Source organism: Arthrobacter sp. 10T416, assembly GCF_056394165.1.
Genome location: NZ_JBFTHI010000003.1, coordinates 30,458 through 47,118, shown reverse-complemented (window position 1 = coordinate 47,118; position 16,661 = coordinate 30,458). Strand labels below are relative to the sequence as shown.

Genomic DNA, 16,661 nt, shown 5'->3' with positions numbered 1-16,661 from the left:
GAATCGCTGTTTCGTGAAGGGCGCGTGACGGGTGTGTTTCGGGGATGTTAACGGGGCCTCTCCACCCGTCCCCGCCCACCCGCCGCTTCGACGGTTCCGTGCCCACTCGACGTGTCTGGGCGTCGAACCGGCAGGGAACGGTCGAAACGGGGCCGGGGGGCAGGTATGTGGGTGCCGGGGCGAGGTGCGGAATGAATCGGGATACTTGAATGTTCAATAAAGTATGGACTTTGGCATCTTTACCTTCGGCGAACTATCCCGCAACCTCAGCACCGGAAAGGCGTTGTCCCCGCACCAGCGATTGAAGGAACTCATCGAGCTGGCCAAACTCGCTGACCAGGCGGGACTCGGGTTCCTGGGCCTCGGCGAGCACCACCGCCACGACTTCGCCCTCTCCGCACCCGAAATCGTGCTCGCCGCCATTGCCCGGGAGACCACAAACCTGCGGCTCAGCACCGCCGTCACGGTCCTTTCCACCCAGGACCCGGTCCGCCTCTTCGAACAGTTCGCCACCCTGGACCTGATCTCCGACGGGCGCGCCGAAATCATCGCGGGCCGGGGCGCCTTCGTGGAGTCCTACCCGCTCTTCGGCCACCGGCTGGAGGACTACGACGCCCTCTTTGACGAGAAGCTGCGGATGCTGCTGGACCTGCGGGACAACGCCGTCGGCCACTGGCAGGGAACCCTCACGCAGAGCCTGGCGGGACTGGACATCGCCCCGCGTCCGCTGCAGGACAGGCTCCCCGTCTGGGTCGGGGTGGGCGGGACACCGGCCAGCTTCGCGCGGGCCGGCCGGCTGGGCCTGCCGCTGTTTGTGGCGCTGCTCTCCGGGCCGGCCAGGTTCCGGCGCCTCGTGGAGCTGTACCGCCAGAGCGCCGCCGACGCCGGACACGACCCCGCCGGGATGCAGGTGGGCGCGGGCGGGCATTTCTACGCGGCGCCCACCTCCCAGCAGGCCCGCGACACCTTTTACCCGTACTACCGGGCGTACTTCGAGCAGAACATGCCCCGCCCCGTGGACCACTTCCCGCGCTCCACCTTCGATGAGTGGACCGAGCCCGGCGGCGGGCTGCTGGTGGGAAGTCCGCAGCAGGTTGTGGAGAAGCTGCTCGAAATCCACTCGACCCTGGGCAACAGCCGGTACATGGCCCAGATCGGGCTCGGCGGCCTGCCGTTCGCCGAGACGGCGCGCTCCATTGAACTGCTGGCCACGGAAATCATGCCCGCCGTGAACCGCGAGATCGGCGCTGCCGCAGTGACGGCAGCGACTCAGCCAACCCCGTCGGCGGCTAGGCCCGTCTAAGCCGCGGGCTTGGCCAGGCTCCAGGCCGTCACGGCCACGTACCCGCCGTTCACTACGTCGAGGTCCGCGGGCAGGCTGGTCCGCGCTGCGCCCGGGAAAGGCGCCACCAGGACTGTGCCCACCCTGGTGTCGCCGGCGCCGGCCATGGCGTTCCAGCCCAGGAACGCCTGCGCGGCAGCGCCCGCGGGCAGGGTGACGGACCGGGCGCCCGGGTCCGTGGTCATAAACGAACCGCCGTGGACCGGCAGGATGTCCATGGCCCAGCCGGCGGTGTCGTCGAAGGCAACATCCGGGTAGGCGTTGAGGACGCACGGGGCCCGGCCGGTGTTGACGAGCCGGACCGGCATGCCCCGGTGTCCGGTGGCGGCGTCGGGCTCACCGAGCGAGATCTTCACCTGCGCGCTGCGGCACCAGCGTGGCTCGGGAGCCTGGAACGAGGGGCCCACTGTCGGTGAACCGTAGACCACGGGCGGTGTGGTGGGCGTCGGCGCGGGGACCGGACTGAGCTGCGCGGCCGCTGCCCGGTTCGCCGCCCCGGACAGGGGAGCGGCGGCCACCAGCAGGACGGCGAAGACGGCGGTCACCGTGAGGACGGTCCCGCCCGCCGCGCGGCGCCCGGCTTGGTTGCCGTCGACGACGACGCCGGCCGCGCCACCGACGCCGGCCGCGCCACTGTCGCCGCCGGCCCGTCCGTCGCGGGTCCGGGCCGCCAGAAACCGCCACACCAGGGCCGGGACCCAGCCCCAGACGATGCCCCAGTAGCCGCCGGCGAGCACCGCGGGCCCAACGCCGTCGAACAGTGAGGCGGCGCGCATCGGCGGCCACTGCGCCAGGATGCTCCCCGCGGACCACAACGCGCTGGTGAGGAAAGATGCGAGCACCACGCTGAACCACACGCTCATCAGCCCGGCCCGGGCACCGGCCCCGACCGCCGTCGGCCGCGGGACGGCAACACGCAGCAGGACTGTCAACAGGCCCATCAAGGTCAGCGCCGACAGGGCCGGGACCACCACTGGCCACGGCATCACCGAATGCCAGCTGGCCGCGGCCACGGTTTCCGGAACCACCAGCCGGGCGAAGGATGCGGGGACCCTGCCGAACCAGCTCAATGCCGCGAACAAGCCGCCGCTGAGCAGCCAACCGAAGGCCGCCGCCGTTACCGTTACTGCCGCCGTTGTGCTGCCCGCCGTAGCCCCCATGCGTATCCCCATGCCCGCCAGCCTAATTGAGGCGGGGTGCGCCGGAGTGGCGGGCAGTCCGGAATCCCGGACAAAAATGTGGTTTTATCCCGTGATGCAGGTCACCGTGCATGCTCAGATGTACTGACCAACCCAGCCTGAGTTTTAGTGAGGACAACCATGCAAGCTGCGACACGAACGGGAACCGCCGGGCAGCGCGTCGAGCGCCGCTCCATCGACTTCGTTCCGGAGAATGAACGGCACGGATCTCCCGGGCAGCAGTTCACGCTGTGGTTCGGCGCCAACATGCAAATCACCGCCATTGTGGACGGCGCCCTGGCCGTGCTGTTCGGCGCCGACGCGCTCTGGGCGATCCTGGGCCTCCTCGTGGGCAACCTGCTCGGCGGAGCGGTGATGGCCTTGCACGCGGCACAGGGTCCGAAGCTTGGCCTGCCGCAAATGATCTCCAGCCGTGCCCAGTTTGGTGTGTTCGGGGCCGTCATTCCGTTGGTGCTCGTCATCATCATGTACCTCGGGTTCGCTGCGACCGGCACCGTCCTCGCGGGCCAGGCCGTCGACCAGATCACGCACACGGGAACCCCCGCCGTCGGCATGCTGATCTTCGGCGCCCTCACGGTCCTTGTCGCGACCCTGGGCTACAAATACATCCACCTCCTGGGCCGGATCTCCACGGTCATCGGCGTCCTGGGCTTCACCTACCTCGGTATCCGGCTGCTGGCCAGCCAGGACGTCGGAGCCCTGCTGGCCTCCGGGTCCTTCGAGTTCCCCACCTTCCTGCTCGCCATCTCGCTGGGCGCCGGGTGGCAGCTTACCTACGGACCCTACGTTGCGGACTACTCGCGCTACTTGCCTTCCAACACCCCGGCGCGCAAGACCTTCCTCGCCGCGTTCCTCGGCACCGTCCTGGGCTCCCAGTGGTCCATGACCCTCGGCGCCCTGTTCGCGTCGCTGGCGTTGCCCAAAGGCCAGCGTTTCCTTGACGGGCAGGTCGCCTTCCTGGGCAACCTCAGCGGCGGCGGGCTGATCGCCGTCGTCATCTACCTGGTCATTGTCACCGGGAAGCTGACCGTGAACACGCTCAACGCCTACGGCGGCTACATGACCATGCTGACCTCGGTCTCGGCGTTCACCCGCAAAACCGCCGCCCCGTCGCGGACCCGCTTCGCATACGTCATCGGCTTCATTGGCCTCACGGTGCTGATCGCCATGCTGGCGTCCCCGGACTTCATCGCCAACTTCAAGAACTTCGTCCTGCTGCTGCTGATGGTCTTCATCCCGTGGAGCTCCATCAACCTTGTGGACTACTACCTCATCTCCAAGGAAAAGGTGGACATCCCGGCGCTCTACGATCCGAACGGCCGCTACGGGCGGTGGAACCGGACGGCGCTGCTGGCCTACGGCATCGGGATTGTCGTCCAGATCCCGTTCCTGGCACAGACCCTCTACACCGGCCCCATGACCGAGGTCCTGGGCGGGGCCGACATCTCGTGGCTGGTGGGCCTCGTGGTCACCGCGCTGGTGTTTTACCCCCTTGCCAAGCGCAACTCCAACGCCCCGGCGGAGATGATCTACCCGAACGACGGCGGCCAGCGCGCCTCAGCGCCCGCAGCGGACCGGCTCGCCGGCACCCCGGTGGCCTGACCCGCCGTCGGACTTTCCCGACATCGGACCCCATCCGCAGCGCCGTTTCGACGGTTCCGTGTGCACTCGACGCGTCGGGGCGTCGAACCGGCGCGGAACCGTCGAAACGGGCGAGGCACGGAGGCCGAGGCGCCGGGGACCTCAGAGGCGGGTGATCTGCGTCAGGTAGCCGAAGTACTTGGCGCCGACCGGTCGGAGCGGGTCACCCCCGAAGCCGAAGTCCGGGTGCCGGGTGTTGTACGATTCGGCGCTGTCCAGGAACTGCTGGGTGACCTCTGCGCCCGACCCCTGGCAGGCGCCCTCGCTGATGCACAACGCCATGGCGCCGGCCACAGCGGGGCTGGAGAAGCTGGTGCCGTGGTTCACGCCATAGCCGCCGCCCCGGACGGTGGACAGGATGCAGACCCCGGGAGCCGCAATGGTGTGCTCCCTGTCCCGCTGGCTGACGGCGAAGTTGGAGAACACCGCCGGCTGGTCGTCGCGCTGGCCGATGGTCCGCCAGTTGTCGTGGCCGCAGAGGCTCGGCGCGAGCCCGTTGGGTTTCCCGTCGAAGTCGGCCATGGCGGTCGCGGTCAACACCTCGTGATAGGCCGCGGGGACCGTGCCGGCGAGGTTGGTGGCCGAGTTGCCGGCGGCGACGGCGTAGGCCACTCCGGCCCGCACCGACCGGCAGATCGCGTAGTGCATGGGATCGGTGCCCTTGCCACAGTTAGGGGTGTCCGAACCCGGGCCGCCGATGCTGATGTTGGCGACGTCGATGTCGTTGCTGGGGTCGTCGTCCTTGTGGGTTGAGGTGACCCAGTCGATGGCGCAGATCAGGCTCGCTTCGGTGATCGCGCCGCCGGGGGAAACAACCCGGACAGACCAGAGCGGGGTGCCCGGCGCCGTGCCGATGATGCCCGTGCCGTTGTTGCGGGCACCGATGACGCCTGCCACCGACGTCCCGTGGCCCAGCACGTCAACCGGTGTTTCCTCGACGGGCTGCCCGGAGCTGCAGTCGATGCCGCCCTGGACGTTCAGGTCCGGGTGGTTGCCGTCGATGCCGCTGTCGATGACGGCGACGTTGACGGCGTTATCGTTCCCGGTGCCGGCGCGGACCGCATCCTTTGCCGCGTCCGGATCGCCGCCAATCCGCTGCCACCACAGCGGCGCCACCTCGGTGTTGGGTGTCGCGGGCTCTTCGGGCTCCTGGAAGTGGCGGGAGAGCGTCACGAAGTCGACGCTGGGATCGGTGGCGAGCCGGTTAGCCTGGGACGCCGTCATGGTTCCGGCGTAGCCGCTGACCGCGCTGCGATAGACGTTGGACGCGTGGAAACCGAATTTTCCCTGCTGCGCGGCGGCAACTGCGCCGGCGTCGCCCGTGCCGTCTTTGAGGACGACGATGTAGCTTTGCGCCGGCTCCGCGGCGGAGGCCGGTGCTGCGGCGGCGAGGCCGCCGCCTGCAACCAGCGCCACCGCGGCCAGCCCGCCGACCCACCGCCGCCGCGTTATGTCCGGCGGGGCGGCGGCGGTTCCGCGCCGGGGCCGGCGCCGGCCGGCGCCCACGAATGTCCAGTGCGCGTGCGGAAAAAGATTGCGGACGGTGGTTAACATCGTGGCCTCCCATTAAGCATGATGCTTTTCGAGTGCCCCCCGTCCATATGGTAGGCCCTGCGGCGCGGAATAATCAGGGCCAATCGGAGACCGGCGCCGGCGTCGTCCTCCCGTCCGCGGCTCTATCCCGGGACCGACCCGCCCAGATTCCGGTACTTCAGGAGCCGGCGAGCGAGCAGTTCCTCCACGCCTGTGGCCGCAACCAGGGACAGCTCGTACTCGATGGCCCGCCCCATCCGCCGGCAAAATTCCCTGGCCTCCAGCGCCGCATCCGGGCGTTCGTCGACAATGTGCTCAATCAGCCCGCTGGCGTGCAGGGCGGCCACGTTGACGCCCTGCGACGCGGACATGGCCGGCGCGAATTCCGTGCTCCGGTGCATGATGGCGCTGGCCCCCTCGGGCGGCAACGGCGAGAGCCAGGCGTGCTGCGCGGCGACGGTCCGGTCCGCCGGGAGCAGGGCCAGTGCGCCGCCGCCGGCCCCCTGCCCCAGCAGCACCGAGACGGACGGCGACTGCAACCCGATCAGGTCATGCAGCGACCGCGCGATTTCACCGGCCAGCCCGCCTTCCTCGGCTTCCTTGGACAGCGCGGCCCCGCCGGTGTCGATCACCGTCAGCAGGGGCAGGCCGAGCTCTTCCGCGAGCCGCATGCCGCGCCGGGCCTCGCGGAGGGAGGCCGGGCCCATGGCGGTCTGCTGCGAGGGCCGGGGCCGGGTGTGGCCCAGCACCACACACGACTGGCCGCCGAAACGGGCCAGGGCCAGCAGCAGCCCGGGGTCCTTTTCGCCCTGGCCCGTCCCGTTGAGCGGCAGCACATCGAGCGCCCCGTAGGCCAGAAGCTGGCGCAGATCCGGCCGCCGGGGGTTGCGTGAAATCCCGATCGAGGTCCAGGCCTCAACCCCCGACGGCTCGGCCTCGAGGGTCTGCGGCGGCAGGACGGGGGCCTTGGCGTCGGCCAGCAGGATGTTCAGGGCGCGGTGGACGACGTCGGGCAGCTGCTCCGGGGGGACCACCGCGTCCACGAGTCCCTTGACGAAGAGGTTCTCCGCGACCTGGACATTGTCCGGGAAGGGCAGCCCGTACAGCGCTTCGTAGACCCGCGGGCCGAGGAAGCCCAGAAGCGCCCCCGGTTCGGCAACGGTGATGTGGCCGAGCGAACCCCACGAGGCCATAACGCCGCCGGTGGTGGGGTGGCGCAGGTAGACCAGGTAGGGGAGCCCGGCCTGCCGGTGGGCGCGCACGGCGGCCGAGATCTTCACCATCGACAGGAACGCCAGGGTGCCTTCCTGCATTCTGGTGCCGCCGGAGGCCGGCCCGGCCAGGAGCGGCAGGCCCTCGGCTGTGGCCCGCTCGACGGCGCGCACGATCCGTTCCGCGGCGGCTGCTCCGATGGAACCCGCCAGGAACCGGAATTCGCTGACGATCACCGCGACCCGCCGGCCGCGGATCAGCCCCTCGCCGGTCAGCACGGATTCGTCGACGCCGGACTTTTCGCGGGCGGCGGCAAGCTCGGCCGCGTAGGCGGGGTCCGGATCCGGATCCCGCACCGGGGCGTCCCAACTGAGGTACGAACCCGTGTCCAGTACCGTGGTGATGAGTTCGGCGGCGTCGAGGTGGCGGACCTTCTGGTCGGTGAGCACCTCAGGCACCCGGCCCGCCGGAGGCACCCGGCCCGCCGGACGTGCCGGCCGCGGACGTGCGGTCCGGTTCCAGCCAGCGCCGGATCTGGTCCCCGTCCTGGTCCAGGAGCGGCGGCGCGGTGTGGGACCTCAGGGTGGTTTCGTGGGCGTCACCCTGGCTGAAGAACCTCAGCGGGGGGCCGGGAAGGCTGATTGTCCCCAGGATTTTGTGCTCGACGTCGACCACCAGGCCCTGCGAGTGGACCTGCTCCCATTCGTACACCTCTTTAAGATTCCGGACCTTGCCCGCCGGGATGCCGACCTCGTTGAGCTTGGCGAGCAGCGGTTCGGCCTCGTACCCGGCGAACGCATCCTCCACCGCCTCGATCACTTTCTCCCGGTTGCGGACCCGGTGGGCGTTGGAGGCGAACTCCGGGCGGTCGGTGTCGATCCCGAACGCCGTGGCGAACGCATGCCAGAGCTTCTCGCTGCCCACACTGATCTGCACCTTCCCCTGCCGGCAGTGGAACAGGCCGTACGGGGCGATCGAGGGGTGGTGGTTTCCCTGGGCCTGCGGCAGGTCCCCGGCCACGGTTTGCCGGGTGCCCTGGAACGCGTGCACTCCGATCAGGGCCGAGAGCAGGGAGGTCCGGACCACCTGGCCCTTGCCGGTGCGCTCACGTTCCAGCAGGGCCGCGAGGGCGCCATAAGCGCCGTACATTCCCGAGAGCAGGTCCGCGATGGGCACCCCGACGCGCTGCGGATCGTCCGGCCCGGCACCGGTGAGCGACATCAGCCCGGCTTCGCCCTGGAGGATCTGGTCGTAGCCGCTGCGGGAGGCTTCGGGCCCGTCGTGCCCGAAGCCGGTGATGGAGAGGATCACGAGTTTTGGATTCAGCGCGTGCATCTCCGCGGTGGAGAAGCCCAGCCGGTCCAGGACGCCGGGACGGAAGTTTTCCACCACGACGTCGGCCCGCTCCAGCAGTTCCCGCAAAACCTGCCGGCCGCCGTCGTCCTTCAGATCCAGGGCGATGGACTCCTTGTTGCGGTTGCACGAGAGGAAATACGTCGCCTGCGGGTCATCCTCGGGGCCGACGAAAGGCGGGCCCCAGCCGCGGGTGTCGTCCCCGCCGCCCGGGTTCTCGACCTTGATCACCCTGGCGCCGAGATCGCCCAGCATCATGCCTGCGTGCGGGCCGGCGAGGGCGCGGCTGAGGTCCACGACGAGGTAGCCGGACAGCGGGCCGTCGTTCTGGGGGTGGGAATCGTTGCTCATGGTTGGGTCCTTTGTGTTGCAGTTCCAGCGGATGCGGTGGCGGCCGACGTCGGCCGGCGGGAGGGCTACAGCCAGCCGGGGACCACCATGACGAGCCAGGCGACGGCCGGACCAGCGGCGACGACGATGCCGCTGTAGGCCAGGATCTGCTTGTAGAACTTGTCCTTGTCCACGTCCTCGGGGGCGTTGGCCAGGACCAGGGCGCCGTTGGTGGAGAACGGCGAGACGTCAACGATCGTGGAGGACACGGCCAGTGCGGCGATGACGCCGACAGCTCCGATTTCGCCGCTGGCCAGGAACGGCACCGCCAAGGGAATCAGCGCGGCGAGGATGGCCGTGGAGGATGCGAAGGCCGAGACGATGCCGCCGATGTAGCAGATCAGCAGGGCCGCGAGGAGCGGCATACCGAGGCCGGCGACGCTGCTGGAGACGAACTTGATGGTGCCGGCCTCTTCGAGGACGCCGACGAAGGTCAGCATGCCGCAGATGAGTAGGACGGTGGACCAGCTGATCTTGTTCACTGCACCCTTCTGGGCCTCCGGGGAGACCAGGGCCAGGATGATGGCGATGGTGATGGAGACGAATCCGACGTCCACCTTGAAGCCGAGGGAGATCACGGCCAGGGCGATCAGGCCGGCGACGGTGACGAGCTGGGCGATGGTGGCGCGGGCGCCCCCGGTGGTGGCGTCGCCGTCGGACGCTGAGGCGGCACTGCCCTTGGCGGAGACGCTGGAGGAGGAGATGTCCGATCCGGAGCCCTGCAGGGTGACGCCGGCCGCGCGGGAGCCGACGCTGACCTTCATGCGGGTTTCGGCAGCCTGTTCGATCAGCCGGCCGGTCTTGGAGGAGAGCAGCTTGTTGCCGCCGAGGACGATGAACAGCACCAGGGCGATGACGAGGTTGAAGAAGAAGCTGGCCAGGAAGATGGCCATGGGGCTCGCTGCGAGTTCGGTTTTGGCGATGATGCCGTTGACCGTCACGCCGTAGACGGCGATCGGGGAGAAGCCGCCGGCCTGCGCGCCATGGATCACCATCATGCCCATCATGAGCGGGTTGATCTTGTGCTTCGCAGCGAAGCTCAGGGCGATCGGGGCGATGATGGCGACGGCGGCCGGGGAGAGGGCGCCGACTGACGTGATGAGCGCGGTGATGGCGAACATGACCCAGGGGATGAGGGCGACCTTGCTGCCCACGAGGCGCACCGCGCCGCGGACCAGGAGGTCGATGGTGCCGTTGTTCTGGGCGATGGCGAACAGGTAAGTCACGCCGACGATGGTCAGGAAGAGCCCGCCGGGAAAGTTGGCCAGGATCTCGGTGGTGGACATACCAAGGAAGACGGAACCCAGCAGGAAGGCGCCGACGAAGGCGAGCGCCCCCATGTTGAGGGGAAGGACTGTGGCCAACAGGAACATCACCGCCAGGACGATGATGGAAAGCACGGGAGCGGACATCTTTGTTCCTCCGGGATTAGTGTGACGTAGACAACAGGACTACTGGCCTAGCCTCTTAGACAGTAGGTGAGTTTGTCAATACTCCTCTGTTGTAGGATGGCGGCAGCGCAACGTCGAAGAGGAAACAAGATGGCGAAGAAGTCAGGTGTCCCAGAGATTTCCCGGGTGTCGAGGCCCCGGCTCTATGAGCAGCTAGTGGCGCAGCTCCTGGACTTCATCGAATCGGCCGAGCTGGGCCCCGGGGACCTGCTTCCGGCCGAGCGCGACCTCGCGGAGCGGCTGGGTGTCTCCCGTGCCACGCTGGCGCAGGCGCTCGTGGCACTGGAGGTGCTTGGAGTCATCGACGTCCAGCATGGGACAGGCGCGGTGCTGGTCTACCGGCCGAACGTGCCGGCGGTGATCAAGGGCTTGCGGGAGCACCGGAGCAGGTTGCCGGAGATCGTTGAAGCCCGGAGCACGCTGGAAGTGAAACTGGCCGAACTTGCCGCCGTCCGCCGCACCGACCAGGACATGCAGGCGATCGACGCGGCTATCGCGGCGATGACGGAGGAAGTTGCCTCCGGTTCCAGGGGCGCGCACGGTGACGAGCTCTTCCACCAGGCTGTGACGGCCGCCGCCCACTCGGCGGTGCTGGGCCAGCTGATGGCGTTCATCGCGGAAATGATCCTGGAAACACGGCTTGAATCGCTGGGTCAGCCCGGCCGCCCGGAGCAGTCGATCGCGTCGCACCGCAAGATCGCTGACGCCATCCGCGCCCAGGACGCCGCCGGTGCGGCGTCAGCCATGATGGCGCACATTGACCTGGTGTCCGACGTCGAACTGCTCAAGTAAGTCGGGTTGCTCACGCAGGTCGGGCTGCTCACGCAAGCAGCAGCAGGGCCGCGCCGATCCGCGCCGATCCGCGCGGCTCCTCGCGGATTCCCGACTGCGTCAGCCGTTGTAGCCCTCGACCTGCGTGACGGGCCGCGCCTCCGCATCGTTCGGGTCCTCGCCGTATTGCCTCTTGGCCCGCCGTTGCCGCAGCAGGTCCCAGCACTGGTCGAGGTCTTCCTCGAGCTGCCTGAGCCGGAGCCGGTCGGGGACGTGGTCATGGTCGGCGCTCGCGGATTCCGCCTGCTCCCTGAGGTCGCGCTCCTCATCGACCAGGGCGGTGATGCGTTGGAGGATGTCGCGTTCGTCCATGGTGTCCTTCTTCCTGCTTCGAACCGCGGTGGGTACCTGCCAGCGTAATCACGGGTGTGCGCCGTGGCCAGAGCGCGCTGGGCGGGCGGACCCATCCCTTCGGAGGGGTCCGCCCGCAATCGTGCCCCAAGTGCGGGCGCGTCCGGCAGTTGCTTGGCCTTGCGACTGCTTAGGCCTTGCGACGCCGCAGCGCCAGCCGCAGCATCAGCAGCAGGGCGCCGCCGCAAAGCAGGACCAGTGCTGCGGCGTAGGTGCCACTGCTCGCCCCGGTCATGGCCAACGTGCCGGATTCGGAAGCCTGCAGCTGCGCACCGGCGGCCAAAGCGGCGTGGCCCGAGGCGGCTGCCCCGGCCTGGACGCTGCCCTGGGTCCCGACCGTTATCCCCACTCCACCGTCAGCGCTGCCCTCGGCTGAGCTACCCGTGTCCTCGCCGGGCATGGCCGGGTCAGTGGTGCCCTGGCCGTTGGTGCCGGGATCCGTGGTGCCGGGTTCCGTGGTGCCGGGCTCCGTCGGTGCGAGTGCGGCTCCTTCGGTGGTGGCGGTGGAGTCGCCGAGCAGGCCGACCGACGTCGCACCAAGGGTTACCGGGGCGGTGACTGGCGCGGTGACCTGGGTGCCGGAGGCGGTCCCGCTGGTGCCGGTGGTGCTGCTGCCGCCGGTGGCCGGTGCCGTGGTGGTCCCTGCGGGTGCCGTTCCGGTGGCGGTGGAGTCGCCGAGCAGCCCGACCGACGTCGCACCGAGGGTTACCGGGGCGGTGACTGGCGCGGCTACCTGGCTGCCGGAGGCGGTCCCGTCAGTGCCGGTGGTGCTGCTGCCGCCGGTGGCCGGTGCCGAGGTGGTCCCGGCCGGGTTGGTTCCGGTGGCGGTGGAGTCGCCGAGCAGCCCGACCGACGTCGCACCAAGGGTCACCGGGGCGGTGATCGGCGCGGTGACCTGGGTGCCGGAGGCGGTCCCGTCAGTACCGGTGGTGCTGCTGCCGCCGGTGGCCGGTGCCGTACCCGTGGTGGTTCCGGCGGGGTTGGTTCCGGTGGCGGTGGAGTCGCCGAGGAGCCCGACCGACGTCGCACCAAGGGTTACCGGGGCGGTGACTGGCGCGGTGGCCTGGGTGCCGGAGGCGGTCCCGTCAGTACCAATGGTGCTGCTGCCGCCGGTGGCCGGCGCCGTACCCGCGGTGGTTCCTGCCGAGTTGGTTCCGGTGGCGGTGGAGTCGCCGAGCAGGCCGATCGACGTCGCACCGAGGGTTACCGGGGCGGTGACTGGCGCGGTGGCCTGGGTGCCGGAGGCGGTCCCGTCAGTACCGGTGGTGCTGCTGCCGCCGGTGGCCGGCGCCGTACCCGCGGTGGTTCCTGCCGGGTTGGTTCCGGTGGCGGTGGAATCGCCCAGCAGGCCGACCGACGTCGCACCAAGGCTCACCGGAGCGGTGATCGGAGCGATGGCCTGGGTGCCGGAGGCGGTCCCGTCACTGCCTGACGTTGTGTCGGCCGCCGACGCGACTGAGGTTCCGAGGGCCAGCAGGCCGCCGGCAAAGAGGGTGCCTAGCAGCCCTCTGCGCAAGTTCGTATGCATGGTTGTTTCTCCTGGATTGGTTGGTGGGGGCCGCCTTCGAGGCAGCCCGATGAGCCGTCACCCGCCCCTTGGGGGCAGGCAGGCACCAACTAGTCGGGAGAAGAGCCGGGGTCGAATGACACCGCGGCCGGTAGCCGAAGCAGGAGATCGCTGTTCTCCAGCGTCCCTGGTGGCGGCAGAAGTTTGAAGTCAGAAGTCTCAGCCGCACTGCCGGCGCCCGGACTGGAAGCGGACGCGGTGATCCCACTGCTGGAGCTGGGGATCGCGGGGACAGTTCCTGGCCGATCACCTGCAGGGTCTCCGCCGAGAGGTGCCGGCCCTTCCTGCACAGCGCTCGACGCCGAGGGCCGGGCCAGAGCTTGGCCCGTCGGCATGGCGGTTTCCGCGGGGGAAGGTGCTGAGGTCAGGGCCGCAGCGTCGAGATGAGAAGTGCTGCGCTCTGCGGCCGCGTTTTTGGCGCCCGTGTCGGTCGCCTGAGCCCCGGTGGTCGTCCGGGGAGCGGTGGCAGCGGGTGCCGCTGGCTGCACGGGAGCGGCGGCAGGAACCGTCGCCACCGGCGGCTGCACCGGCGGAAGGGCTGGCAGCGGAACGGTGTCCACCACGGCCCCCGTGACCGGAGCCAGGACGGGTTCGGCCGCTGCCACCAAGTCGGTAGCTATGGGAACCACTGCCCCCACAGTGCCGGCGGCAGCGCGGTCAATCACCTCAACCGGCGGGGACACCACCTTGGTTACGGTCTCCACTGGAACGATCCGTGAGGTGACGGGAATCGAAGCCACAATCCGGTCGACGGAACCGGTGACTCCACGGGTAACCGGGGACAACAGCCCAGAACTGTCGCCCCCGGAACCTGAAGGCGAGGCTGCTTTGGCCGCATGCGGGCTGGGCGCTGCCAGCGATGAGATGCCCGATGTGAGGCCGCGGGCTGCGGCATCGAGGTCAGGGCCGGTCTCGGCGCTGGCCGACGTCGCGGAAAGTGCCAGCCAAGCCACCGTCGCCGCACCGGCCAGCAGCACTGGGCGGAGGAGCCGCGAGGCGCGCCCGGAGTGTCGTTCGTGCTTCACGTGCAACACCCCCCAGGTGTGGCGCAGAAATCGAGACGAATGTTCGGCAACTTCCGTCCCCATAGTCACGCCTGTCACGGAAAGTCCATACCCTAAGCCGAGAAAAACATGAATAATCAGCTTGCTTATTATTTTCTGGCTTCCTAGAGTTGGACCCGTAAGGCATCACATTCTCCGCGGGGATAGGCACGGCCGGAACGTTGGTCAGTCCCCGCGCTGGCTACGAGGAGGACACATGTCGGAACACAATCTCGCGGGCAAAAAAGTTGCTTTCCTGCTGACGGACGGCGTCGAACAAATCGAGCTGACCAGTCCCTGGAACGCAGTCAAGGACGCCGGGGGCGAACCCACCTTGGTCTCGCTCAAGAGCGGAAAATTGCAGGGATTCGACGGAACGGAAAAAGGTGAGACGTTCGACGTCGACCTCACCGCCGACCAGGCCAACGCCTCCGACTTCCACGCCCTGGTGATTCCCGGCGGCGTGGTCAACGCAGACCACCTCCGCGTCGATAAGGCTGCGCAGACCTTTGCACGTGGCTTCTTCGAACAGCACAAACCGGTGGCCTCGATTTGCCACGGGCCCTGGCTCCTGATCGACGCCGGCGTTATCAGCGGACGAAACGTCACCTCGTACCACACCCTCCAGACCGACCTCAAGAACGCCGGGGCGAACTGGACGGATGAAGAGGTGGTGGTTGACCAGGGCCTGGTGACCAGCCGGAACCCCGACGACTTGCCGGCCTTCAATGACAAGTTGCTTGAAGAAATCGCCGAAGGCGAGCACGCGGGGCAGACCGCCTGACCCGCCGTCGTCGGCCGTGGTCAGAGGCCGTCATGGCCCTATGCAGTGCGCACGCTTTCGGGCAGGATATGCCTGTAAGCTGCGCCGTCGCGGGGACCGCCCGCCGAGCGGCCGCGGTACCGCAACCTGCAATCAAGGAGTCCCGGATATGACCACGCTCAACCCCTACCTCGGCTTCCGCGACAACGCCAGGGACGCCATGACGTTCTACCAGACCGTGTTCGGCGGTCAGTTGAACATGAGCACCTTCGCCGAATATCAGGCCAGCGAGGATCCCGCCGAGCAGGACAAGATCATGCACGGCATGCTGACCGGCGAAAACGGGCTGGTGCTTATGGGGGCCGATACGCCCAACAGCATGGATTTCACCCCGGGCAACAACTTCTCCGTGTCCCTCAGCGGCAACGATGAAGCCGAGCTCCGGGGCTTCTGGGACAAGCTGTCCAACGGCGGCACGGTCACCGTCCCGCTGGAGAAGGCCCCGTGGGGCGACACCTTCGGCATGTGCAAGGACAAGTTCGGCGTGGACTGGCTCGTCAACATCGCACCCGCCGACGGTGCATCTGCCACCAGCTAACAAAAAATACCGGGCCGGCCCTCCGCGAGGGCCGGCCCGGTATTTTGTGTGCGTTTCAGTCCGGGCTGGTGTCCGTGGTCAGGCCCCGGTCATCCTCGGCTTTTTCGTCCTGCTCCTCGGCGGGGCCGGGCACCTTGTGGGCGTCGCTCTTGCCCGGGACGCGTCCCCCGGACGCGCCCGACGCCCCGGCCTCCTGGGGGAGGGCTGTGCCGCCGGTTCCGGTGTCGCGCGGCACCGGCTTCCCGTCGTCGTCCACTCCGTCGCTGACAATGTCCTCCGGGTCGCTCGGCTTGGTGCTCATGCGTTCCTCCGATGCTGCTGGGCGCGACAGCCTGCCGCGATGTCCCTTCCAAGCTATAACGGCAGGGGAGTGCCGTACAGGCCGGGGGTGCGGAGTCTGGCGGGCCGCCGGCCCCGGGACTAGAGTCACGCCATGGACAAGGACCCGGTGGCCACCAACCCCGATTTGTATCGGGTTCTCTTCGAGAACGAGCGGGTGCGGGTGCTCGAGTACACGGACCAGCCGGGGGAGAAATCGGTGGAGCACGCGCACCCGGACAGTGTGATGGTCACCCTCAGCGACTTCCGGCGCAGGCTGTCCGCCGACGGCCGGACGGTCGACGTCGAACTGGCTTCCGGGCTGGCGCGCTGGCTGCCGGCCCAGACGCACTCCGGCGAAAATACCGGTGCCACGCCAACGCACGCCATCTTCGTGGAACTCAAAGAACCGGCCGCACCACTGGATGGGTCGTCACCGGACGGCCCGGACGGCCCGCAGGGCGCGGGACCGCTCGGGCCGGGACCGGGCTAGCCCCGACGTGGCGGGCCTCCCCGCGCCCAATCTGCACAGCCCGGCGACAATGATCGGCCATACTGGGCTGTAAACGTCGTAAGGGGTCTCATGCTGGTGGTTGGAATGGTCTTTGCGGGGCTCGCTGCCGCCCTGCACGTGGTGATCTTCTGGATGGAGTCGCTGGCCTGGGACGGCCCCGCGGCGCGGCGGGTCTTCGGCCCGGCCTCGGCGGCCGAGGTGGAGAGCACCCGGGTCCTGGCGTTCAACCAGGGCTTCTACAACCTGTTCCTGGCCGTTGTGACCGCAGTGGGCATCGGCTTCGTCATCGCCTCCGGACCGGGGGTGGGTCCCGCGCTGGTCCTGGCCGGCACCGGCTCGATGGCGGCCGCCGCGACGGTCCTGTTCCTCTCCAACCCCGGGAAGCGGTCCGCCGCCCTGCGCCAGGGAACGCTGCCGCTCCTCGCCGTCATCGCAACGCTCGTCGGACTCTGAGCGGCGCAGGGCCGTCACTCGGCTTACTCCCGGCTTTTGTCAGTATGCTTACTGGACGCCGCGCCGGCAAAGCCCTGACCGGCAGCGCCCACAGAAACGAGT

Annotated in this window: 15 protein-coding genes; 7 read left to right on the top strand and 8 right to left on the bottom strand. The window is 68.8% G+C overall.

What is annotated here, in order from left to right; translation table 11 throughout:
- The first annotated feature begins 223 nt into the window (after positions 1-223).
- Positions 224-1,303, top strand: coding sequence for an LLM class flavin-dependent oxidoreductase (locus AC1DBE_RS05380; RefSeq protein ID WP_476969840.1), 1,080 nt, complete (start codon positions 224-226; stop codon positions 1,301-1,303).
- On the opposite strand, the gene AC1DBE_RS05375 is transcribed toward AC1DBE_RS05380, so the two are convergent.
- Positions 1,300-2,514, bottom strand: coding sequence for a DUF4232 domain-containing protein (locus AC1DBE_RS05375; RefSeq protein WP_476969839.1), 1,215 nt, complete (start codon positions 2,512-2,514; stop codon positions 1,300-1,302). The genes AC1DBE_RS05380 and AC1DBE_RS05375 overlap by 4 nt on opposite strands.
- A gap of 147 nt (positions 2,515-2,661) precedes the next feature.
- Between AC1DBE_RS05375 and AC1DBE_RS05370 the strand changes: the two genes are divergently transcribed.
- A complete protein-coding gene (locus tag AC1DBE_RS05370; protein WP_476969838.1) occupies positions 2,662-4,143 on the top strand; it encodes a purine-cytosine permease family protein in 1,482 nt (493 codons plus the stop codon).
- A gap of 141 nt (positions 4,144-4,284) precedes the next feature.
- On the opposite strand, the gene AC1DBE_RS05365 is transcribed toward AC1DBE_RS05370, so the two are convergent.
- The 4 genes from AC1DBE_RS05365 to AC1DBE_RS05350 form a co-directional block, all read right to left on the bottom strand.
- Complete coding sequence (locus tag AC1DBE_RS05365) at positions 4,285-5,736, bottom strand: S8 family peptidase (protein ID WP_476969837.1); 1,452 nt, start codon at positions 5,734-5,736, stop codon at positions 4,285-4,287.
- Positions 5,737-5,858: 122 nt separating this feature from the next.
- Positions 5,859-7,376 carry a carboxyl transferase domain-containing protein gene (locus AC1DBE_RS05360; protein ID WP_476969970.1) on the bottom strand — a complete coding sequence of 506 codons (1,518 nt, stop codon included), beginning with the start codon at positions 7,374-7,376 and terminating at the stop codon, positions 5,859-5,861.
- 1 nt (position 7,377) lies between these two features.
- Positions 7,378-8,631 (bottom strand): CaiB/BaiF CoA transferase family protein, encoded by a 1,254-nt coding sequence (locus AC1DBE_RS05355; protein ID WP_476969836.1) that lies wholly within the window; start codon positions 8,629-8,631, stop codon positions 7,378-7,380.
- 65 nt (positions 8,632-8,696) lie between these two features.
- Entirely contained in the window at positions 8,697-10,082 is a 1,386-nt protein-coding gene (locus tag AC1DBE_RS05350) for an SLC13 family permease (protein WP_476903189.1), read from the bottom strand.
- A gap of 129 nt (positions 10,083-10,211) precedes the next feature.
- Here AC1DBE_RS05350 and AC1DBE_RS05345 point away from each other — a divergent pair, with 129 nt between their 5' ends.
- A complete protein-coding gene (locus AC1DBE_RS05345) occupies positions 10,212-10,913 on the top strand; it encodes a FadR/GntR family transcriptional regulator (RefSeq protein ID WP_476969835.1) in 702 nt (233 codons plus the stop codon).
- A gap of 99 nt (positions 10,914-11,012) precedes the next feature.
- On the opposite strand, the gene AC1DBE_RS05340 is transcribed toward AC1DBE_RS05345, so the two are convergent.
- Both AC1DBE_RS05340 and AC1DBE_RS05335 read right to left on the bottom strand, forming a co-directional pair.
- Positions 11,013-11,264: a DUF2630 family protein gene (locus tag AC1DBE_RS05340; protein WP_476880081.1), complete on the bottom strand. Its 252-nt coding sequence runs from the start codon at positions 11,262-11,264 to the stop codon at positions 11,013-11,015.
- A gap of 169 nt (positions 11,265-11,433) precedes the next feature.
- Complete coding sequence (locus tag AC1DBE_RS05335; protein ID WP_476969834.1) at positions 11,434-12,831, bottom strand: DUF320 domain-containing protein; 1,398 nt, start codon at positions 12,829-12,831, stop codon at positions 11,434-11,436.
- Positions 12,832-14,130: 1,299 nt separating this feature from the next.
- Between AC1DBE_RS05335 and AC1DBE_RS05330 the strand changes: the two genes are divergently transcribed.
- Together AC1DBE_RS05330 and AC1DBE_RS05325 are read left to right on the top strand one after the other, a co-directional pair.
- Entirely contained in the window at positions 14,131-14,697 is a 567-nt protein-coding gene (locus AC1DBE_RS05330; RefSeq protein WP_476969833.1) for a type 1 glutamine amidotransferase domain-containing protein, read from the top strand.
- Between the two features lie 148 nt (positions 14,698-14,845).
- The gene (locus tag AC1DBE_RS05325; RefSeq protein WP_476969832.1) at positions 14,846-15,274 is read left to right on the top strand and encodes a VOC family protein; all 429 of its coding nucleotides are present in this window, start codon (positions 14,846-14,848) and stop codon (positions 15,272-15,274) included.
- A 55-nt stretch (positions 15,275-15,329) separates the two neighbouring features.
- Here the strand turns inward: AC1DBE_RS05325 and AC1DBE_RS05320 are convergent, their stop codons facing one another.
- Positions 15,330-15,575 (bottom strand): hypothetical protein, encoded by a 246-nt coding sequence (locus AC1DBE_RS05320; protein ID WP_476880077.1) that lies wholly within the window; start codon positions 15,573-15,575, stop codon positions 15,330-15,332.
- Positions 15,576-15,707: 132 nt separating this feature from the next.
- On the opposite strand from AC1DBE_RS05320, the gene AC1DBE_RS05315 reads away from it, so the two are divergent.
- Both AC1DBE_RS05315 and AC1DBE_RS05310 read left to right on the top strand, forming a co-directional pair.
- Entirely contained in the window at positions 15,708-16,085 is a 378-nt protein-coding gene (locus tag AC1DBE_RS05315) for a cupin domain-containing protein (protein WP_476969831.1), read from the top strand.
- Between the two features lie 90 nt (positions 16,086-16,175).
- A complete protein-coding gene (locus AC1DBE_RS05310; protein WP_476969830.1) occupies positions 16,176-16,559 on the top strand; it encodes a DUF1304 domain-containing protein in 384 nt (127 codons plus the stop codon).
- Positions 16,560-16,661: the final 102 nt, after the last annotated feature.